Origin of the sequence: Paraburkholderia sprentiae WSM5005 (assembly GCF_001865575.2) — a bacterium.
GTDB classification, from domain to species: Bacteria; Pseudomonadota; Gammaproteobacteria; order Burkholderiales; family Burkholderiaceae; genus Paraburkholderia; species Paraburkholderia sprentiae.
Genome location: NZ_CP017562.2, coordinates 1095518 through 1112854, shown reverse-complemented (window position 1 = coordinate 1112854; position 17337 = coordinate 1095518). Strand labels below are relative to the sequence as shown.

Here is a 17337-nt window from a genome sequence, read left to right as displayed (position 1 = left end):
GGTCGGTAGCCTCACATTTATTTTGACCTGCTTTACGGGACCGAAGTATCCGGCATACAGTCCTCAGCGAAGCCCGGAATTTCAACGACACATACCTACTGGTTCGAGGAGTTGCCCACATGCTGCTTCGTGTTCTTGCCGCGCTGCCGTTCATCGGCATGCTGGTCGGTATTCGATTCGTCAACCGTGTCGAGCCGCTGGTGCTCGGCATGCCGTTCGTGCTGGCCTGGATCGTCATGTGGGTGGTGTTGAGCGCGATCATCATGGCGATCGTCTATCACCTCGATCCGTCCAACCGGCACGTCGCCGTCGCTGGCGAGGAGGTCCGCTCATGAGCGCACTCGTCATCATCGGGGCGGTTACGCTGTTCGCGCTGTTCCTCGGCGTGCGAGCAAGGCGCGGCCACGACATGAGCCTCGAGCAATGGAGCGTGGGCGGCCGCAGCTTCGGCACCGCGTTCGTGTTCCTGCTGATGGCCGGCGAAATCTATACGACCTTCACGTTCCTCGGCGGCAGCGGCTTCGCGTACGGCAAGGGTGCGCCGGTCTACTACATCCTCGCGTACGGCACGCTCGCGTACATCCTCTCGTACTGGATGCTGCCGCCGATCTGGCGCTTCGCGAAAGCGCATCGTCTCGTCTCGCAGCCGCACTTCTTCACGCGCAAATACGACAGCCCGGCGCTCGGCACGCTGGTCGCGCTGGTCGGCGTGACCGCGCTGATTCCGTATCTGGTGCTGCAACTGAAGGGCCTCGGCATCATCGTCGCGACCGCGTCGTACGGTGTGATCTCGTCGACGGCGGCGATCTGGATCGGCGCGATCGTCGTGACGTCTTACGTGATCGTGTCGGGCGTGCGCGGCTCGGCGTGGAACTCGGTGGTCAAGGACCTGCTGATTCTGGCGATCGTGCTGTTCCTCGGCATCTATCTGCCGCTGCACTACTACGGCGGTTTCGGCGCGATGTTCCGCACGATCGACGCCGCGCGTCCCGGCTTCCTGACCTTCCCGGCGCGTGGCTCGAGCGTCGTGTGGTTCCAGTCGACGGTGCTCCTGACCGCGCTCGGCTTCTTCATGTGGCCGCACACGTTCGGCTCGATCTTCACGGCGAAGGACGAGCGGATCTTCCGCCGCAATGCCGCGATCCTGCCGCTCTATCAGCTGATCCTGCTGTTCGTGTTCTTCGTCGGCTTCGCGGCGACGCTGCGCGTGCCGGGCCTGAAGGGCGCCGACATCGACCTGTCGCTGTTCCGGCTATCGCTGCAGACGTTCGATCCTTGGTTCGTCGGCGTGATCGGCGCGGCCGGTATCCTGACCGCGCTGGTGCCGGGCTCGATGATCCTGACTTCGGCATCGACGCTGCTTGCCAACGACGTCTATCGCGGCATGCTGAACCGCAACGCGTCGGATGCGTCGGTCGCGACGATCGCGCGCGTGCTCGTACCCGTCGTGGCGCTGGTCGCGGTCGGCTTCACGCTGAATGGCGGCGAAACCATCGTCGCGCTGCTGCTGATGGGCTACAGCTTCGTCACGCAGCTTTTCCCAGCGGTGATTTGCAGCCTGTTTCCACGCAACCGCGCGACCAAACAAGGCGCGTTCTGCGGGATCCTCGCCGGTGTCGCGGTGGTTGCGCTGAGCACGTCGCTGCACTGGAGCGTCGGCCAACTGATGCCGTTCCTGCCCGATGCGTTGAAGGACGTCAACATCGGCTTCGTCGCGCTCGCGGTGAACATCGTCGTGTTCGTGATCGTCAGCGCGTTGACGCAGCCGAGCGCGGCCGAGCAGGAAAAGCACGCGTCGGTGCATTGAATGTCGTACGTTCTGTACTACTCGCCGGGCGCGGCCAGCATGGCCGTGCATTGGATGCTGCTCGAAATCGGCGTGCCGTTCGAAGCGCGCCTGGTCGACATCGACACCGGCCAGCAGCACGACCCCGAGTATTTGCGTCTGAATCCGGCCGGCCGCGTGCCGACGCTAATCGTCGACGGCGAGCCGCGGCATGAATCGGCCGCGCTGCTGATGTTGCTCGCCGAGCGCCATGCCGACGCCGGCCTTGCGCCCGCGCCCGGCTCGGCCGCCCGCGCGGAATGGCTCGAATGGATGATCTACCTGGCGAACACGCTGCTGCCCGCGATGCGCGACTGGTTCTACGCCGGCAGCGACGGCGACCCCGCGGGCGCGCAAGCGGTGCGCGCGCTCGCGCGACGCCGCATCGAGCACGCGTGCGCGCGGCTCGACACGCATCTCGCCGACGGCCACGCCTACCTCGCGGGCGGCAAGCTCAGCACCGCCGATCTGCTCGCGCTCGTGCTGATGCGCTGGACCCGCAACATGCCGCGCCCGGCGACGGAGGGCTGGCCGCATCTCGCGAGCTATATCCGCAGGCTGCGCGCACGGCGCGCGTTTATCGAAGTCAACGAGCGGGAGAAGCTGACGGAGTGGCGCAACGACGATCAGTGACGTTCGCGCGGTTTCATAAGGTCGCTTCCCTGCCCGTTTGCGCCGCGAACGCGAAGCCGTTCTTGCCGGTGCGCTTGACCTGATACATCGCTGCATCGGCGGCGGCGACCAGACGGCGGTGATCGTCCACGTCGTCGGGATAGCTCGCGATGCCCACGCTCGCGCGCACGCCACCCATTCCCATCTGCTGGTCGGTCTCGGCCACGCAGGCCATCAGCCGGCCCGCGATCTCGGCGAGCTCGTCATCGCTCGCGAAAGCGCGCACCAGCACCGCGAATTCGTCGCCGCCGATGCGCGCGACCAGATCGCCTTTGCGCACCGACGCGCGAAACCGCGCGGACACCGCGGCGAGGAATTCGTCGCCGGTGCGATGTCCGAACGAATCGTTGACCTGCTTGAAGCCGTCGAGGTCGATATACAGCACGGCGAGCCGCTGCTCGACGACCGCGCTCCGCGCGTTCTTTGCGGCGGAGTCGAGCGCGGCCAGCAGCTTGCGGCGGTTCGACAGGCCGGTCAGCGAATCGTGCAGCGACGCATGCTCGAACTCCTGCGACTGGCCCGCGAGCTGCCGGTTGCGCTTCGCGTACATGCCGAGCGCCGTGATCAGCATGCAGAACAGCAGCGCGGCGAGCGCGATCAGCGCGCGCGCGACGTGCGCAACGCGCAGCCTCACGTCGGCGCTCGCGGCGTCGCGCTGCGCGCGCCAGTAAGCCGAGACGCTGCCGAGCACTGTCGCGATGGCTTCGGGCGTCGCCTGGGTCGGTGACATCGAGGGAAGGGGCGGCGCCGGCGACGGACTCGCATTGATGAGCGCGGCGAGAGACGCGACACCCCGCGCGAGTTCGGCGCGCGCCGCGTCATAGGCCGGCACGAACGACGCGGCGTGACTCGCCGGGGTGTCGGCGATGCGCTGCCACACGGCCAACTGTTCGCGCGCGCTGTCGACACGCTGGGCGGCTTCGAGCACGAGGCCCGCGTATTCCTGCTTCAATTGATCGGAGAAAACCGTGCGGATCTGCATCGCCACGTAGAGCAGGCCGAACAGCAGGCACAACAGCGCGGCCACGGCGACGCTGGCGGGGCCCGGGCGCAAGCGCCGCACCGGCACGCGCGCGAGTGCGGCGCCGCGCAGCCCGGCTCGCCCTGCTGGCCCGACGGCCGCGCGCTCAGGGATGGGAGTAGGGATCTGGTTGCTGTCGGCCGTTGTCATGTTGACGATAGCTTACGCGTCGAAAGAACTGTCCGATCCGCGCAAACAGACTGCCCTTGTGTCTCGACGACGCGCGCCGCTCCTGCTGCGCGAGCCGCGTTTCTTTCGCGCCGTGGCCGGCCGCGGTCTGTGTGGTGGAACCGGCCGTACTGATCACGTGCCGCGTCGAGCGCGGGGATGGCGTGGGCGCAATGGGCGCCGCGAGCGTGTCGGCGGAACCATCGGCCGACGTATCGACCGGCGTATCGGCCAGCGCTGCCGTGAAACCTGGGTCCGGCGCGCTCCGGCGGATCTGCCCGGACCAGATGGCCGGGTTGGTGTCCTCGAAGCCGCCGTTCGCGCCGGCCGCTTCGAGCGCGGCATGTGGCGCGCTCGACTGTGCGGCTAGCTCGGTTGCCGACTGCATGACCGACTGCGTGGCTGGCGGAGCGGCAGACGGCGCGGCCGCGTCCTCCGGCGCGTGCGCGACGGCAACCGTCGGCACCCTGCCCGATGCCGCCGAGCCGAGCGCCTGGCGCGCGCCCGCAATGGCGTCCGCATAGGTCTGCTGATCCTGGTTGAACCAGACGCTGTAGGCGACCGTGCCCATCACGCCGAAGGTGAGCGCGCCCGCCGCCGCGACGCACAGCGCGAGACGGCCGAAGCGCGGCGGCGGCACGCCCGATTCGTTCGAGCCGTCGAGAGTAAAGCCGGAGTACCGGCCGTCCGCTGCGCAATGACGCAGGTCGGTATCGTCGGGATCGGTAGCCATCGAAAAACGCTCCGGGTATGCCACTTCTTGCTGGCCAGCTGACGAATTGACGAGCGCGCGCGTCAGCCGCGCTCGCGGTCGGCCGCTGCACGCGCTGCTCAACGAATGTAATACTGTCGCGCACCGGCGACAACACAGCAGCGTTGCGTTTCCGCCTCGCTTGCGTGTGGTTCAAACGAACGCCGCCGGATCCCGCGTCAGTTGGCAAAAAAGAATGCGAAGCTGGTAAAAACTCCAATCCAGCCATAACCGGGACAGGCAGCGCGCCCCTGCCGTCGCCCGCTACGCTCGATGCGACGTGGGTTCTGCGAAACGCGCCAACGCGGTGGCTGTCTCGGATGCAACAACCGGGCCTGACGGCGGGCTCACGCGCGACTGTGACGCCCCGGCTTGAACGCGCGCATTGCGTCGCGCCGCGCCCAACGTCATCTGTCAGCATAGAAACCATGTCGAACAGGTATCAACACAAACCACTCACGCCGTTGCGCCGCGCGTTCGCGCGTTTTTCTCTTTCGGAAACCGCCAAGTACACGAAGCTGACGCTCGGCCTGTGGATCGGTTTCGGCATCCCGTATCTGCTCGGCTACCCCGACGCGGCCGTCCCGCTCGCCGGTTCGACGATGCTCACGCTGGCGCTCGGCAGCTCGGTTTCGGCGGCTCGAAGCTACTTCTACAAGCGCGTGTTGTCGAACGTGGTGGCGATGCCGATCGGCACGCTGTTGATCTGGCTGACCGCACCACATCTATGGATGGGCGCGGCGCTGCTGCCGCTCGTGATCTTCGGCATCGTCGCGCTGCGGCCGTCGCTGTTCCAGATGACCAGCATCACCGTGCCGATCACGCTCGTGCTCTATACCGGCGAACATATTCCGCTGCTCGAACAGCGCCTGATCGGCGTGGTGCTCGGCATGTTGCTCGGCTTCGTGATCCAGCAGATCGCGTTTCCGCCCGATCACGGCTACTGGGCAAACACGCTCGTCAACGACGGCAACGAACAGGCCACCGACGTCGTCGCGCAACTGGCCGCCGGTCAGGTCGATAGAGCGCAGATCAAGCCGGCGGCCTCGAAGCTGCGCGCGCTGAGCACGAACCTGAAGCAGGCGCACCAGCTGCTGAAGACCGACCTGGAGCAGGCGTGGGTGTCGCCGCATCTGAAGCGCAACGCGGCCCGGCTGCCGGTGTTCGCGAGCTACCAGGAGACCTTCGATTCGCTGGTCAATTTTCTCGAAACGATGGACACGTTTCACGATCAGTTCGCCGCGCTCGACGTCGGTTGGCGCGAAGCGTTTCTCGCGCGGCTCGCGAAGCTCGTCGACGCGCACCGCCAGTTGGCCGAGGCGGCGGACCTGCGCGTCGAACGAGCGCCGCTCGCGGCGCCCCCGTTGCATATGGCGGAGCTGCGTCAGCTGACCGAGGACCTGCCCGCGTCGAACGTGTTTACGAGCGTGTACCTCGGACACTTGACCGGCTATGGGATTTTGTTGTGCCGGTTGAGCGAGCTGCATACCGCGTGAGCGGCGCGGTTGCGCCGTTCATTGCACGGCTCATTGCACGGTAATGGTCGCCTTCATGTTCGGATGGATGCCGCAAAAGATCTTGTACACGCCCGGTTTATCGAACTTGAACTGATAGGTGTCGTCCTGATCGAGCGCGGCCGAGCGGAACAGGCCCGCGTCGTTGACCACCGTATGCGGCTCGCCGTCGAGGTTTTTCCATGTGACCGTCGTGCCTGCCTTGATGGTCAGGTCCATCGGCGTGAACATGAAGTTCTTGATGACTATCGCGTTCGGGGTCGACGCGACGGTCTGTGGCTGCACCTTCATCGGCATCTGCATCGGCATCGTCGTTTGCGCCTGGCCGAGTCCCGCCGACACCGCCAGCATCGCCAGACTGCCGGACAGCATCACGAGCGCGCGGCCCATCATATTGGTCAACATCACTGATCTCCTCGATGCGTAAAAGTGGCGCGTGCCGTCAGGCGAGCGTCGTGTCGTCGAGCGTCGCCTTCAGCGGATGACGCGCGATGCTGACGCTCGTCACGCCGAGCATCTTCGGCAGCTGCGCGCTCGCGACCTTCAGCGGCCCCGGGCCTTCGCCGTTGCCGGCGCTCGGCTGCGGATAGGCGGTCGAGCGAGCCGTATGGAACGTCACGTTGCCTTCGACCTTCGTCACGATCTGATGAATGTGACCGTTCAACACCGTCACCGAACCGAAGCGCTTCAGATAGCTCATCGCCTGTCCCGCGTCGCCGGTGCCCCAGCCCCACGGCTCGTAGATCGTCCACATCGGCATGTGCGCGAACACGACGACCGGTGCGCTCGACGCGCGGCCCTTCAGATCGTTTTCGAGCCATTCGAGCTGCTCGTCGCCGAGACCGCCGAGGCCGTTCGGCTTGAAATGCATCACGTTGACGAGCCCGACGAAATGCACGCCCTGGTGATCGAAGCTGTAATAGCCACGGTTATCCGACGCCTTGCCGAAGCGGCTGAAGTACTCGGTGCCGGGGCCGTCGGTGACGTCATGCTCGCCGGGCACCGTGTGCAGTTCGGTGATCTTCAGTCCCGACATGAGCTGCGCGGCGAGATCGAACTCCGAGGGCTTCGACAGGTGCGTGATGTCGCCGGTGTGAATCGCGAGCGGCGGCCGAGCCGGCATCGCGTTGACATAATCGATCGTCTGTTTCAGCGTGCCCGCGACGTCGGGATTCGCTTCCTTGTTGAAGCCGATATGCGTGTCGCTGATCTGCAGGAAAAGCGGCACGCCCGCCGCGGACGGCGCGGTGTTCGCGTCGGCCGCGAGCGCGAGCTCGACCGGCGTCAGCACGCCGCCCGACAGCATGAACACGGTGCCAAGGCCACCGAACGCAAGACACTTCAGCGCGCCGCGACGCGCCGGATCGAATGAATGATGTGACGACATGATGACCTCACGATAGGGATTCGCCGAACCGAACCCGGTTCGTGAGGCATGACTGGTGTGTGGCGGGTTTTATTCCCGCGTCGTGTGGAGTTTGCGGGAGGCGGTCCGCGTATGCGGATCGAAAGCATCAGGTCATCACGGCGACGGATTGCGCAGTGAATGCGGACCGCGTCAGGCGCCGCGTCAGCCGCTTACCGCCGCGATGATCCGTGCGCGCATCGCGCCGTCGGGAAGCGGTCCCGAACCCGCGCGCACGTTGTCCGCCATATATTGCGGCCGCCCGGTGCCGGGAATCACGACCGTCACCGCCGGCTGCGCGAGCACGAACTTCAAAAGAATCTGCGCCCAGCTCGTGCAGCCGATTTCGGCGGCCCATGCGGGCAGCGGCGTCTTCATCATGCGCGCGAGCAAACCGCCGCCGCCGAACGGTTGATTGATCACGACGCCGATGCCGAGATCGGCCGCGAGCGGCAGGATGCGCTGCTCGGCCGCGCGATCGTCGGCGGCGTAGTTGATCTGCACGAAATCGGGCTTCTCGCTGCGCATCACCGCGGCAACCGCGTCGAACGCGCTCGAGGTGTGATGCGTGATGCCGAGATAGCGAATCCGGCCGCGCGCTTTCCATTCGCGTAACGTCGCCAACTGCGTGCGCCAGTCGAGCAGATTGTGGATCTGCATCAGATCGACACGCGGCTGCTGAAAGCGCCGCAGCGATTCTTCCATCTGCGCGATGCCGGCCTCGCGTCCCTCGGTCCATACCTTGGTGGCGACGAAGGCTTTGCGATGCGCGTCGAGCTGCGTGAGCAGCGCGCCCGCGACCGCTTCAGATGAACCATACATCGGCGACGAATCGATCACCGAGCCGCCCGCTTCGAACAGGACGCGCAGCACGGCGGCCAGTTGCGCGCGCGCGGTGGCATCGTCGCCAACGTCGAAGGTGCGCCACGTGCCGCAGCCGATCACGGGCAGCGCTTCGCCAGTAGACGGGATCGCGCGGCGGCTCATGCGGGGTAAGGCGGTACCGTTTTGCGCGGGCGTGACGCGCGAGAACGCAAGCGTTGCCGGCAGCCCGAGCGCGGCGCGCAGAAAACGGCGGCGATGATCGTGGTTCGACGCAAGTGTCATGACGTGGGGTGCCCTCGCACACGAAGGTTCGACCGGCATTGCAACAACTATAAACACACCGCGCCACGCGCGTTCGATCGACAAGCTCGCCGCGTCGCCAAACCGGTAGCGCTGCAAACCGGCTGGAGGCCGGAACGCTGCGCCGCGTGGGACGCCAGCGCGAGCGTTGCTTCGTGTCGCATGATCGACGCGAGTCGCGCATCGCGCCATACGGCGCGGCTCCGTCGTCCCTGATTTCGTCGCCAACGCGTATGTTCGGTCGTGGTGGCGACGGTTGTCTTCCTAAACTCAAACAAAAGCCCCCCAAAGCGGGACATATTCATTCCGAGAATTTCTCCAATTGCTTGATGCGATCCTGAGTGATGTCCTTCATGCAGTTCCAAAAGTATATGTAGCGTCCGGATGCTTCGCCCAACGCATAGACATAGGCGTAGCAGTAACGTTCACGATATCTAGACCAATTTTCTTGTGCGCCCACAAAATCGGGAGCGGCTAGCGGATCGTCATCCGCCGCCGATTCCTTGTCAGACGCTCTTATTGAACTCAGGATCTTGGCATAAGTGGCATTTAGCCTCGAATTCGAGCGTTCGAAGTTCCGTTGCTCGCACGCCGCCGCATCGTCAGTGGACGCGCCGTCACCTGTTTTACACAAGCGATCAATTTCTTCGAGGGATTTCCCTTGAAAGTAGCTCGATGATGGGGGGAACTTCTTATAATCGAATGGCACGGAATACACAGTTTTTCCATGTGCAGTCGGACTGGAAACAAGCGCTGCGATGGTACACGTAGCGGTCAATGCGACCACAGACCTAGTGAGTTGCATCGTAAACTCCCTGTGCAAAAACGCGCGCCTCCGTTGAACGGCGTTGACGCAAGCGTGGATTGCGGCAACGAAAACCGGTTATGTAATGCGGAACGCTTTGATAATCGCCTTGATTGACCCGGTGTGCTATTTCGACGGCCGCGCCGCCACCGCCCGCGTTAAAACAAATGCTAACAAGCGCGTCGTACTCGTACTGGTGCAAAGGCACCTTGACGTTCCTATTGATCGCCCCCTCCATTCGCTGCAAGTCCTTCTCCAGCAAATCGCGCGCGCGGGCAACTGTGATTGTTTGACCAAGCTGCAAATTGTCATCAGGAAGAACAAGGTGACCGCAGCCGACTGTTGGGTTTCCCCGGTCATCACGGTACACCACCAGAATCATGCCGCCAGATACTGGCACATCAATATGTGAACGGTCCGTATAAACGATTCTGGTCGTGCCCTCCATGCGTCCGCTTTCCCAGATACCTATAAATGTTTTAATTTTGTCGGATGCTTTCCACGGCTTACCGAGCCTGTCCGACCGAAGAGTTATGAGTGAATTCGGATTTGTGTCTGTCAGTGCTGACCCAAGTGCGTCGGGCATTACGCCTCCCTGTGACCAATATAAATGTGAATCGAATGCGCACCGTCTGTCATGTAGCGCCCCGTGCGCCCCTGCGAATCGGTCATGCCGTGAACACGTGCGCCCGATGGAAGTCGGGCCGTGTAATAGGTATTTAGGAGCGCGTTACCCGCGGTGTCAGTTAGCGTGAAGCGCTGATCGAAGCGATTCCGTGGGCGTCTGCGACAACTGCACGCCCATGCAGTGCCCAAGGCTTCGGTCATGTCATGACCGGATGAAAGCGAACGGACCACATCAACCGGAAAGAAATCGCCAGTTTCGACGTTCATGACCTCTGCGGACGGCATTGCGGGGAAGCTGGCGAATATCGAATACGTGACGCGGCAAAGCCCGCAGACCTCCTCGTCCGTCGACTCGCTGCCGATGCTTTTCTGTATGTGTTGCTCCATTGGACCTCTTTTGAGTTTCTCGCGACGCCTGGCTAATTGACCATCGAAATGGGTCCCGGTCAACCGCTTTAAATCGGGATAAGGTTGTTTTGACAAACCTTGACAATAATCGTCGCGGGCATCTCATTTTTGTTGCATGTTCTTGATGGCGCCGGATGAATAAAAAAGACGACCGCCTTTGCCGTTCGTGATCGACGCTGTTAGTGCTTCGTTGGACGAAGCATTCATAGCCGCCAGCGTGTCGCTCATGCCTCGCGCCGCATCAGCGAGAAATGCGAAACCCGCTTGGCATTTGTCCGTACGCCCGCACCGCGACAGGTGCGCTCATCCTGTCGTTCTCTCTGTGTCGAGTCGTGTGTCGCGATTCGAGCGAATCGGCCATGCGCTGTTCGCGCGTCACGTGTCGCGCTGCGCGCCTGCGCGCCTGCGCGCTTAGCCAGTCCTGTTTCGCAACGGCCTGAAAAACTTCCGAATCTCGGCCGCGAGCAACGCGGGCTTTTCCATCGCCGCGAAATGCCCGCCGCCTGGCATATCGCTCCACTGCACGACGTTGAAGCTTCGTTCGAGCCAACTGCGCGGCGGATGATTGATCTCCTTCGGAAACAGCGCGAAGCCGAGTGGCGTATTGATGCGCGGGCCGTCGGAGAAACGCATCGGCTGCAGGCGGTTTTCCCAATACATCTGCATCGCGGGGCCGATGCACTGCGTGAACCAGTACAGCGAAATATTGGTCAGCAGATCGTCTTTCGAGAACACGCTGTGCACGTCGCCGCCGCAATCGCTCCACGCGCGAAACTTCTCGCCGATCCATGCGGCGAGTCCCACCGGCGAATCGTTCAGCGATGCGGCGACGGTCAGCGGCCTGGTGCTGTGCTGATGCGCGTAGCCGCCTTCGAGTGCGGCCCAGTCGCTTTTCTCGCGCAGATAATCCTGCTCGGCCGAACTCAGCTGCTGCTGCGCCGCGCCGATCGCAGGCTCGTAGGAACTCGGCAGGAAGTTCAGATGGATGCCGTCCACCGCCTGCGGATGATGCGCGGCCAACGCGATCGACACGCCCGCGCCGAGATCGCCGCCCTGCGCGCCGAAGCGCTCGTAGCCGAGCCCGTGCATCAGCGACACCCACAGGTCGGCGACCTGGAACGCGGACATGCCGGCCTGCGCGGGCGCAGGCGAAAACGCGAAGCCCGGCAGCGACGGCGTGACGACGTCGAACGCATCGGCGGGATCGGCGCCGAACGCGGCGGGATCGCACAGCTGATCGAGCAGCGCGTGAAACTCGAAGAATGAACCGGGCCAGCCGTGCGTGATCACCAGCGGATACGCGCGCAAGCCGGGCACGACACTAGCCGCGCGCCGATGCGCGAAGTGCACGGTCTGGCCGTCCACGTCGGCGAGAAATTGCGGCAGCTGGTTCAACCTGTGTTCGGCCGCGCGCCAGTCGAATTGCTCGGCCCAATAGGTCGAGAGTTCGCGCAGCCAGCCCGGATCGGCGCCCTGCTGCCATGCGGGCGCGGGTGTCGCAGGCGCCCAGCGCGTGGCGCGGATGCGGCGGCGCAGTTCGTCGAGGTCCTGATCGGCGATCGCAATCTCAAACGGGTGGATCTGCATGTCTGGGCGTCCTGGCTCGGTTGGCGGGTTCACCGTCATCGTACCCGCGTCGGACCAAAGCCGGATAATGGACGTCCGTTCCGTACCATTGACTCACCGACCCACAGGAGATTGACGCGATGTCCGCTTACGAATCCAAGCTGCCGCGAGTGCTGCTGACGAACGACGACGGTATCGACGCGCCCGGCCTCGCCGTGCTCGAAGCCGTCGCCGCCGAGCTCGCGCACGAAATCTGGGTGGTCGCGCCCGAGCATGACCAGAGCGGTACGTCGCATTCGATCAGCCTGCATTCGCCGCTGCGCGTGAGCCGCCAGGGCGAACGCCGTTTCGGCGTGACCGGCACGCCCGGCGATTGCGTCGTGATGGGCGTGCGTCATCTGATGCGCGAGGCGCCGCCGTCGCTCGTGTTGTCCGGCGTCAATCGCGGCGGCAATCTCGGCATCGAAACGATGTTCTCGGGCACGGTCGGCGCGGCGATGACGGGTCTGCTGCTCGGGCTGCCGTCGTTCGCGCTAAGCCAGGTGTTCAGCGATCGCGAGCGTGTGCGCTGGGACACCGCGCGCACGCTCGCGCCCGGCGTGATCCGCAAGTTGCTCGCGATCGAGCATGCGGCGCCGACTTGCCTGAACGTCAACTTCCCCGACGTCGATGCGGCCGACGCCGGTCCGCTGACGCCCACGCGCCAGGGCGTCGGGCTCGTCAGGGACATCGAGGTGCTGCCGGAAGTCGACCCGCGCGGCATCCCGTATCACTGGCTGCGCTTCGAGCGCGGCCCGCGCGAAAACGATGCCGACAGCGAAACGGCAACGGTCGCGGCGGGTCGCGTATCGGTCACGCCGCTCGCGTTCGACCGCACCGACGAGGCCACCTTCGCGCGGCTCGCCGCGTCGTTGATCTGACGGTTGCCGGGGACGCGGCGCGAGGCCTGTTCAGTGCGCCCCAGGTCCCGTTGGCTCGGGTCTGCCGAACGCCGGCATCGTACCGTTCTCACGTGCACGCACGAGTTCGGCCTCTACCTCGGCGCGGGTCTTGGGGGCGTTGCTGGAAACCGCGGTCGCAGTTTGGGTCGTCAGGTCCGCGCGCGGCATCGACCATGGCAACTCGACGCCTTGGGTTGCGTATTGCGGCAATGGCCGTGCCTGTGGCGTGGCGCCGGCCGCTTTCTTCGCAGACCGCTCGGCAGTAGAACTCCTGCGGTGACTGCCGCCGCGTGCATGGTTTGTACCCGATGTCGTCGCAATGCTTTGCGCCGAGCGCGGTTTCGTCGTGGTGCCCGACGCGCCTTTGCCATGCTCGCCCGACGCAACGCGGCCAGGGTGTGCGTGCCCGGTCTTTGCCGCGGGCGGCGGCTGGGTCCGGTTCGGCGTGACGGCAGGCGATGGCGGCACGGTCGTCTGCTGCGGCTGCGGTTGCGCGTTGTTCGCCTCGCGCGCGAACTGTAGCGCCGCGATGGCGAGAGCGTCGCCCGCCTGCGCTCCAATCGACGCGGCCGGCTGAGCCCGCAAGGCCGTCGCGTCGTCGCGCAGGGCATGGCGACGCGTAACCAGCGCGCCCCCCGCTGCGCCGGCCCCGCCTTCGCTCTGTCCCGCCGCGCTGACGCCCCGCTCGCCGCCGGCCGCGAGGCTCGCGCCCTGGCCGGACGACCAGTCGTTGTCCCGCTGCGACACATAGGCGCCAATCGTCACCGCGCCGAAGACGAGGCCCGTCAACACGATCATTCTCGGTTCGCTATACAAGGCAGTCTCCCCCATTTCGACAGATCGACAGACGAAGTCGACGCTCGCATCCGATCGACCCTGTCGTGAAATTGTGGGCGATCCGAATGAAGTGTTTTCTTTTTTAGACCCAACGAGCGATGAATCGGCGGTTTTGGTCGGGGATGTGTCCGAAACCGACTGGCATTCTTCTGTTCAAACGCTCGCTTTGATCGAATCGAGCGCGGCTTAGACGAGTGATCCTTCCTCGGACTTGCGGCGCATTGCGACGGCAATCGAACTGCCGACGATCAGCGCGATACCGAGCATCGATATTGCGCCGATCGTCTCGCCCCACACGAGGTAGCCGAACAGCGCGGCCCACACGATGCTCGTGTAGTTGTACGGCGCGAGCGCGCCAGCATCGGCATCGCGAAACGCCATCGTCATCAACAGCTGTCCCGCCGTCGCGAGCGCGCCGAGCATGGCCATGATCGCGAGTGCATCGAACGACGGGGTGCGCCACGCGAAGATCAGCGACGCGCCCATCACCGCCGTGCCGACCAGCGTGAAGTACAGCACGGTCGTGCTCGAATCGTCGCTCGCCTTGATGCGCTTGATCTGGATGATCGACAACGCGCCGCACAACGCACTGGCGATCAGCAACGCGGGGCCCAGCCAGCTCGAATGCGAGCCGTGCGGGCGCACCACCAGCAGCATGCCGGCGAAGCCGACCGCCGCGGCCAGCGCGTCGCGCGGCTTGAGCGTTTCGTGCAACAGCAGCGGCGCCAGCACGATTACGAGCAAGGTCTCCGAATAGACGATCGCGACCGCCTCGCTGAGCGGCATAAACGGCAGCCCGGCGAAGAACAGGCCCGATGCGCCGAGCAGCGTCAGCGCGCGCACGGTCTGCCCGCGCACGTCGAGTTGCCGCAAGCGCGTCGCGAGCGGCTTGCCGCGCAGGCAGATCGCCACTGCCGGGAACAGACCGAACAGCATGCGGAAGAACGTGACCTCGTTGGCCGGATAGGCCAGCGCGAGCGACTTCGCCAGCGCATCGACGAGCGCGAAGCAGAACATCGACAGGAGGATCAGCGCGACACTGCGCAGCGGTACGGCGCTCGGGCGGACGGCGACGACGGGCGGCATTGAGGATCTGTGGGCGTGAGTAACAGGAAACAGGATTATGCCCGCGCTCGCGCGCATAACCCGCGCGCCCCGTTCTGGCAAATTCGGGAATCCACCGATACTGGTCCGAAGAACTAATAATATTATTCATGACGATTTCCACGCTCTTGCGGCGCGGCTATCAACGCTGTTCGCCGTATGCATATTTAATAATAATTATGACCATCGACCAGGCGGGGACCCTAGGAGATACATGTGCGCAATTACTTTGTGCTTGCAGCGCTCGCGATGCTGAGCGCCTGCGGCGGTAATGACGGATCGCCGAACGCGTCCGCTTTGGCGAACAAACAGGTCGACGCGGCCGATGCCACGGCGGCGGCCGCTTCGTCGGCGTCGGCCGCCGCCGCGGCTTCGGCCGATGCACTGGACGTGCAGAAGGAGTTCAAGGCCGCCAAGGCCATTCCCGTCGGCATGAACACGACCACCCCGCCGCTCGTGATCGCCGATCCGATGCTGAATCTGGCGCCATATGCACCTCCCGCGCCGCCCGCCCCGCTCTCGACGACGACGCTGTCGTTCGGCGATTTCACGAGCTACCTCGCGCCCGGTTCGGCGAGCACCTGGCGCCCGGGGGCCAGTGCATCGACGATCGCGATCGACGCGCCGCCCGCCAACGGCACCGGCGCCGGCGACAAGGCCGTCGCGCTCGCCTCGGCCTACGCGAGTGCGTCGTACGAAGCGGACGTGACCGTTACCGCGCCGGTCGGCACGGGCCCCGCGAACGCGGGCTTCGTCGTGCGCACGACGAACCCTAGCGCGGGCGGCCCGGACAGCCTGAGCGGCTATTTCATCGGTCTCGACACCGGCACGCACTCGCTCGTGGTCGGCCGCGAGAACAACAACTGGACCAATTTCATCCAGTATCCCGTCAGCTCGATCGTCGGCGGCAGCACGCATCACCTGAAGGTGACGACGCGCGGCAAGGCGATCCTCGTCGACCTGGACGGCCAGCGCGTGGTGAGCGTCAACGACGCCACCAACGCGCTGCCCGCGGCGTTCCAGTCGGGCAGCTTCGGCGTGCGGCGCTTCGGCGTGGGCGTGTCGTTCAGCAACATCACGATCCATGCCTATCCGACCGTGACCTCGCCCGTCTACGATTTCTCGAAGGTGGTCGGCGCGGTCTACACGCCGTCCAACGCGGTCAACGCGATCGACTTCTGGGAGAACTATGACCCCGAGATCGTCAACCGCGAACTCGCCTATGCGCAGACGTACGGCATGAACACGGTCGCCGTGTACCTGCACTATCTGGTGTGGGTCAACGATCGCGTCGCCTTCCTGAGCAAATTCGAAAACCTGCTGAAGATCGCCGCGCGGCATGGCATCAAGGTCTCGCCGATCTTCTACGACGACTGCTGGAACCCCACCCCTCAATACGGCCCGCAGCCCGCGCCGGTCTGGGGCGTGCACAACAGCCAGTGGGTGCAGTCGCCGGGAACGCCGGTCGAGCAGGCGTACTTCCAGGCGAGCGCGTCGAACCCGGCGATCACGTACAAGCAGAGCCTCGCGAGCTACATCACCGACTTCGTCGCGCCGCATCGCAACGACCCGCGCATCATCTTCTGGGAGACGATGAATGAGCCGGGCTGCAGCGGTAACGGTTCATTGCAGAACACGCGCGCGGTGATGATGAACGATGCGCGGATCGCGATCTTGAACGCAGGCGCAACGCAGCCGATCAACGCGCCGCAGGTGCAGGAAGACGAAGGCACCTACTTTTCTGACTTTTATACGTTCCATCCGTACAACAACCCGTACACGGGTCCGGTCAATGGCAGCAGCATCAACGCGCTGAACTCCGAGACGCTGCAACGCGGCTTCGCGGGCACGACGGGTCAGACGATGCCGGGTATCGTCGCGAACTACGGTGGCACCACCGGCTTCATCGTGTGGGAGCTGATGATCGGCCGCACCAACACTCGCTTCCACTGGGGCCAGACGCCGAGCGCGCCCGCTACGGTCGAACCGGCGACGCCGTTCCAAGGGACGATCTACCCGGACGGCCATCCGTGGCAAACATCGGAAACGCAGGCGCTGACGGGCGGCTTCGACGTCAAGCTGCCGGTGCTGCAGGTCGCGTACTACAACGATCCGACCTTCAGCGCGGCGCCGGTGAAGACGTCGATCACGCCGCTGATCGACTTCGATCTGAACACCGAGCGCGGCACCGATTCGCCTGATGCATCGGCCGGTGTGAACGCGACCAACTACGGCGTGCGCTGGACCGGCGCGCTGAGGGCGACGAAAAGTGGCAACTATACGTTCGCGATCAGCAGCGACAACGTCGCGCGTCTGTGGATCAACGGCGTGAAGGTGATCGACAAGCAGAGCACGTCGCAAGGCACCGCGACCGGCAAGGTCTGGCTCGCCGCGCAGCAGAACGCGTCGATCAAGGTCGAGTACGTGCACGGTACGGGAGCGGCGAGCATGCATCTGCTGTGGTCGAACCCGGATGCGAAGAGCCCCGGTACGTTGAAGATCGTGCCGTCGGATTCGCTGGTGACGTCGAGCTGATAGGTGGTCGAGCCGGCGGCGCGGTGGATCGAA

General features: G+C 64.6%; 18 protein-coding genes. 6 read left to right on the top strand and 12 right to left on the bottom strand.

Annotated elements, in window-relative coordinates; translation table 11 throughout:
* The first annotated feature begins 119 nt into the window (after window positions 1-119).
* Genes BJG93_RS21845 through BJG93_RS21835 form a run of 3 tightly spaced genes read left to right on the top strand, consistent with a single transcriptional unit; the run spans window position 120 to window position 2458 of the window.
* A complete protein-coding gene (locus tag BJG93_RS21845; RefSeq protein ID WP_027196326.1) occupies window positions 120-335 on the top strand; it encodes a DUF3311 domain-containing protein in 216 nt (71 codons plus the stop codon).
* The gene (locus BJG93_RS21840) at window positions 332-1807 is read left to right on the top strand and encodes a sodium:solute symporter family protein (RefSeq protein ID WP_027196325.1); all 1476 of its coding nucleotides are present in this window, start codon (window positions 332-334) and stop codon (window positions 1805-1807) included. Before BJG93_RS21845 ends, BJG93_RS21840 begins: the two co-directional genes overlap by 4 nt.
* The gene (locus BJG93_RS21835) at window positions 1808-2458 is read left to right on the top strand and encodes a glutathione S-transferase family protein (protein WP_027196324.1); all 651 of its coding nucleotides are present in this window, start codon (window positions 1808-1810) and stop codon (window positions 2456-2458) included.
* Between the two features lie 13 nt (window positions 2459-2471).
* Here the strand turns inward: BJG93_RS21835 and BJG93_RS21830 are convergent, their stop codons facing one another.
* Window positions 2472-3668 (bottom strand): GGDEF domain-containing protein, encoded by a 1197-nt coding sequence (locus BJG93_RS21830; protein ID WP_027196323.1) that lies wholly within the window; start codon window positions 3666-3668, stop codon window positions 2472-2474.
* The gene (locus BJG93_RS21825) at window positions 3625-4419 is read right to left on the bottom strand and encodes a hypothetical protein (RefSeq protein ID WP_027196322.1); all 795 of its coding nucleotides are present in this window, start codon (window positions 4417-4419) and stop codon (window positions 3625-3627) included. The genes BJG93_RS21830 and BJG93_RS21825 overlap by 44 nt, the downstream gene beginning before the upstream one ends.
* 446 nt (window positions 4420-4865) lie before the next feature.
* On the opposite strand from BJG93_RS21825, the gene BJG93_RS21820 reads away from it, so the two are divergent.
* Window positions 4866-5933 (top strand): aromatic acid exporter family protein, encoded by a 1068-nt coding sequence (locus BJG93_RS21820; protein WP_027196321.1) that lies wholly within the window; start codon window positions 4866-4868, stop codon window positions 5931-5933.
* 30 nt (window positions 5934-5963) lie between these two features.
* On the opposite strand, the gene BJG93_RS21815 is transcribed toward BJG93_RS21820, so the two are convergent.
* From BJG93_RS21815 to BJG93_RS21785, 8 genes are all read right to left on the bottom strand, one after another.
* The gene (locus BJG93_RS21815; protein WP_027196320.1) at window positions 5964-6356 is read right to left on the bottom strand and encodes a cupredoxin domain-containing protein; all 393 of its coding nucleotides are present in this window, start codon (window positions 6354-6356) and stop codon (window positions 5964-5966) included.
* A 37-nt stretch (window positions 6357-6393) separates the two neighbouring features.
* Window positions 6394-7338 (bottom strand): metallophosphoesterase family protein, encoded by a 945-nt coding sequence (locus tag BJG93_RS21810; protein WP_027196319.1) that lies wholly within the window; start codon window positions 7336-7338, stop codon window positions 6394-6396.
* A 183-nt stretch (window positions 7339-7521) separates the two neighbouring features.
* Window positions 7522-8463 carry an aldo/keto reductase gene (locus BJG93_RS21805; protein ID WP_027196318.1) on the bottom strand — a complete coding sequence of 314 codons (942 nt, stop codon included), beginning with the start codon at window positions 8461-8463 and terminating at the stop codon, window positions 7522-7524.
* A gap of 319 nt (window positions 8464-8782) precedes the next feature.
* Window positions 8783-9286, bottom strand: a complete 504-nt coding sequence (locus tag BJG93_RS21800; RefSeq protein WP_063828909.1) for a lysozyme inhibitor LprI family protein — start codon at window positions 9284-9286, stop codon at window positions 8783-8785.
* Window positions 9273-9872, bottom strand: coding sequence for a lysozyme (locus BJG93_RS21795; RefSeq protein WP_082194566.1), 600 nt, complete (start codon window positions 9870-9872; stop codon window positions 9273-9275). Before BJG93_RS21795 ends, BJG93_RS21800 begins: the two co-directional genes overlap by 14 nt.
* Window positions 9872-10300 (bottom strand): hypothetical protein, encoded by a 429-nt coding sequence (locus tag BJG93_RS21790; protein ID WP_027196315.1) that lies wholly within the window; start codon window positions 10298-10300, stop codon window positions 9872-9874. Before BJG93_RS21790 ends, BJG93_RS21795 begins: the two co-directional genes overlap by 1 nt.
* Window positions 10301-10423: 123 nt before the next feature.
* Window positions 10424-10549 carry a hypothetical protein gene (locus tag BJG93_RS36110; protein WP_269217472.1) on the bottom strand — a complete coding sequence of 42 codons (126 nt, stop codon included), beginning with the start codon at window positions 10547-10549 and terminating at the stop codon, window positions 10424-10426.
* Window positions 10550-10732: 183 nt separating this feature from the next.
* Complete coding sequence (locus tag BJG93_RS21785; RefSeq protein WP_027196314.1) at window positions 10733-11908, bottom strand: epoxide hydrolase family protein; 1176 nt, start codon at window positions 11906-11908, stop codon at window positions 10733-10735.
* 119 nt (window positions 11909-12027) lie between these two features.
* Between BJG93_RS21785 and surE the strand changes: the two genes are divergently transcribed.
* Window positions 12028-12807 carry a 5'/3'-nucleotidase SurE gene (gene surE / locus BJG93_RS21780; RefSeq protein WP_027196313.1) on the top strand — a complete coding sequence of 260 codons (780 nt, stop codon included), beginning with the start codon at window positions 12028-12030 and terminating at the stop codon, window positions 12805-12807.
* A 30-nt stretch (window positions 12808-12837) separates the two neighbouring features.
* Here surE and BJG93_RS21775 read toward each other — a convergent pair whose 3' ends face one another.
* Window positions 12838-13626: a DUF4148 domain-containing protein gene (locus tag BJG93_RS21775; RefSeq protein ID WP_027196312.1), complete on the bottom strand. Its 789-nt coding sequence runs from the start codon at window positions 13624-13626 to the stop codon at window positions 12838-12840.
* A gap of 225 nt (window positions 13627-13851) precedes the next feature.
* Window positions 13852-14751 carry a DMT family transporter gene (locus tag BJG93_RS21770; RefSeq protein ID WP_027196311.1) on the bottom strand — a complete coding sequence of 300 codons (900 nt, stop codon included), beginning with the start codon at window positions 14749-14751 and terminating at the stop codon, window positions 13852-13854.
* 234 nt (window positions 14752-14985) lie between these two features.
* Here BJG93_RS21770 and BJG93_RS21765 point away from each other — a divergent pair, with 234 nt between their 5' ends.
* Window positions 14986-17304, top strand: a complete 2319-nt coding sequence (locus BJG93_RS21765) for a PA14 domain-containing protein (RefSeq protein ID WP_231337585.1) — start codon at window positions 14986-14988, stop codon at window positions 17302-17304.
* The last annotated feature ends 33 nt before the right edge of the window (window positions 17305-17337 follow it).

What these genes read in the sequence shown, in the direction of transcription:
- BJG93_RS21830 (WP_027196323.1), bottom strand. Translation starts at nt 3,668, where the DNA reads ATGACAACGGCCGACAGCAACCAGATCCCTACTCCCATCCCTGAGCGC.
- BJG93_RS21810 (WP_027196319.1), bottom strand. Translation starts at nt 7,338, where the DNA reads ATGTCGTCACATCATTCATTCGATCCGGCGCGTCGCGGCGCGCTGAAG.
- BJG93_RS21785 (WP_027196314.1), bottom strand. Translation starts at nt 11,908, where the DNA reads ATGCAGATCCACCCGTTTGAGATTGCGATCGCCGATCAGGACCTCGAC.
- BJG93_RS21800 (WP_063828909.1), bottom strand. Translation starts at nt 9,286, where the DNA reads ATGCAACTCACTAGGTCTGTGGTCGCATTGACCGCTACGTGTACCATC.
- surE (WP_027196313.1), top strand. Translation starts at nt 12,028, where the DNA reads ATGTCCGCTTACGAATCCAAGCTGCCGCGAGTGCTGCTGACGAACGAC.
- BJG93_RS21805 (WP_027196318.1), bottom strand. Translation starts at nt 8,463, where the DNA reads ATGACACTTGCGTCGAACCACGATCATCGCCGCCGTTTTCTGCGCGCC.
- BJG93_RS21845 (WP_027196326.1), top strand. Translation starts at nt 120, where the DNA reads ATGCTGCTTCGTGTTCTTGCCGCGCTGCCGTTCATCGGCATGCTGGTC.
- BJG93_RS21770 (WP_027196311.1), bottom strand. Translation starts at nt 14,751, where the DNA reads ATGCCGCCCGTCGTCGCCGTCCGCCCGAGCGCCGTACCGCTGCGCAGT.
- BJG93_RS21825 (WP_027196322.1), bottom strand. Translation starts at nt 4,419, where the DNA reads ATGGCTACCGATCCCGACGATACCGACCTGCGTCATTGCGCAGCGGAC.
- BJG93_RS21835 (WP_027196324.1), top strand. Translation starts at nt 1,808, where the DNA reads ATGTCGTACGTTCTGTACTACTCGCCGGGCGCGGCCAGCATGGCCGTG.
- BJG93_RS21790 (WP_027196315.1), bottom strand. Translation starts at nt 10,300, where the DNA reads ATGGAGCAACACATACAGAAAAGCATCGGCAGCGAGTCGACGGACGAG.
- BJG93_RS36110 (WP_269217472.1), bottom strand. Translation starts at nt 10,549, where the DNA reads ATGAGCGACACGCTGGCGGCTATGAATGCTTCGTCCAACGAAGCACTA.
- BJG93_RS21840 (WP_027196325.1), top strand. Translation starts at nt 332, where the DNA reads ATGAGCGCACTCGTCATCATCGGGGCGGTTACGCTGTTCGCGCTGTTC.
- BJG93_RS21815 (WP_027196320.1), bottom strand. Translation starts at nt 6,356, where the DNA reads ATGTTGACCAATATGATGGGCCGCGCGCTCGTGATGCTGTCCGGCAGT.
- BJG93_RS21775 (WP_027196312.1), bottom strand. Translation starts at nt 13,626, where the DNA reads ATGATCGTGTTGACGGGCCTCGTCTTCGGCGCGGTGACGATTGGCGCC.
- BJG93_RS21820 (WP_027196321.1), top strand. Translation starts at nt 4,866, where the DNA reads ATGTCGAACAGGTATCAACACAAACCACTCACGCCGTTGCGCCGCGCG.
- BJG93_RS21795 (WP_082194566.1), bottom strand. Translation starts at nt 9,872, where the DNA reads ATGCCCGACGCACTTGGGTCAGCACTGACAGACACAAATCCGAATTCA.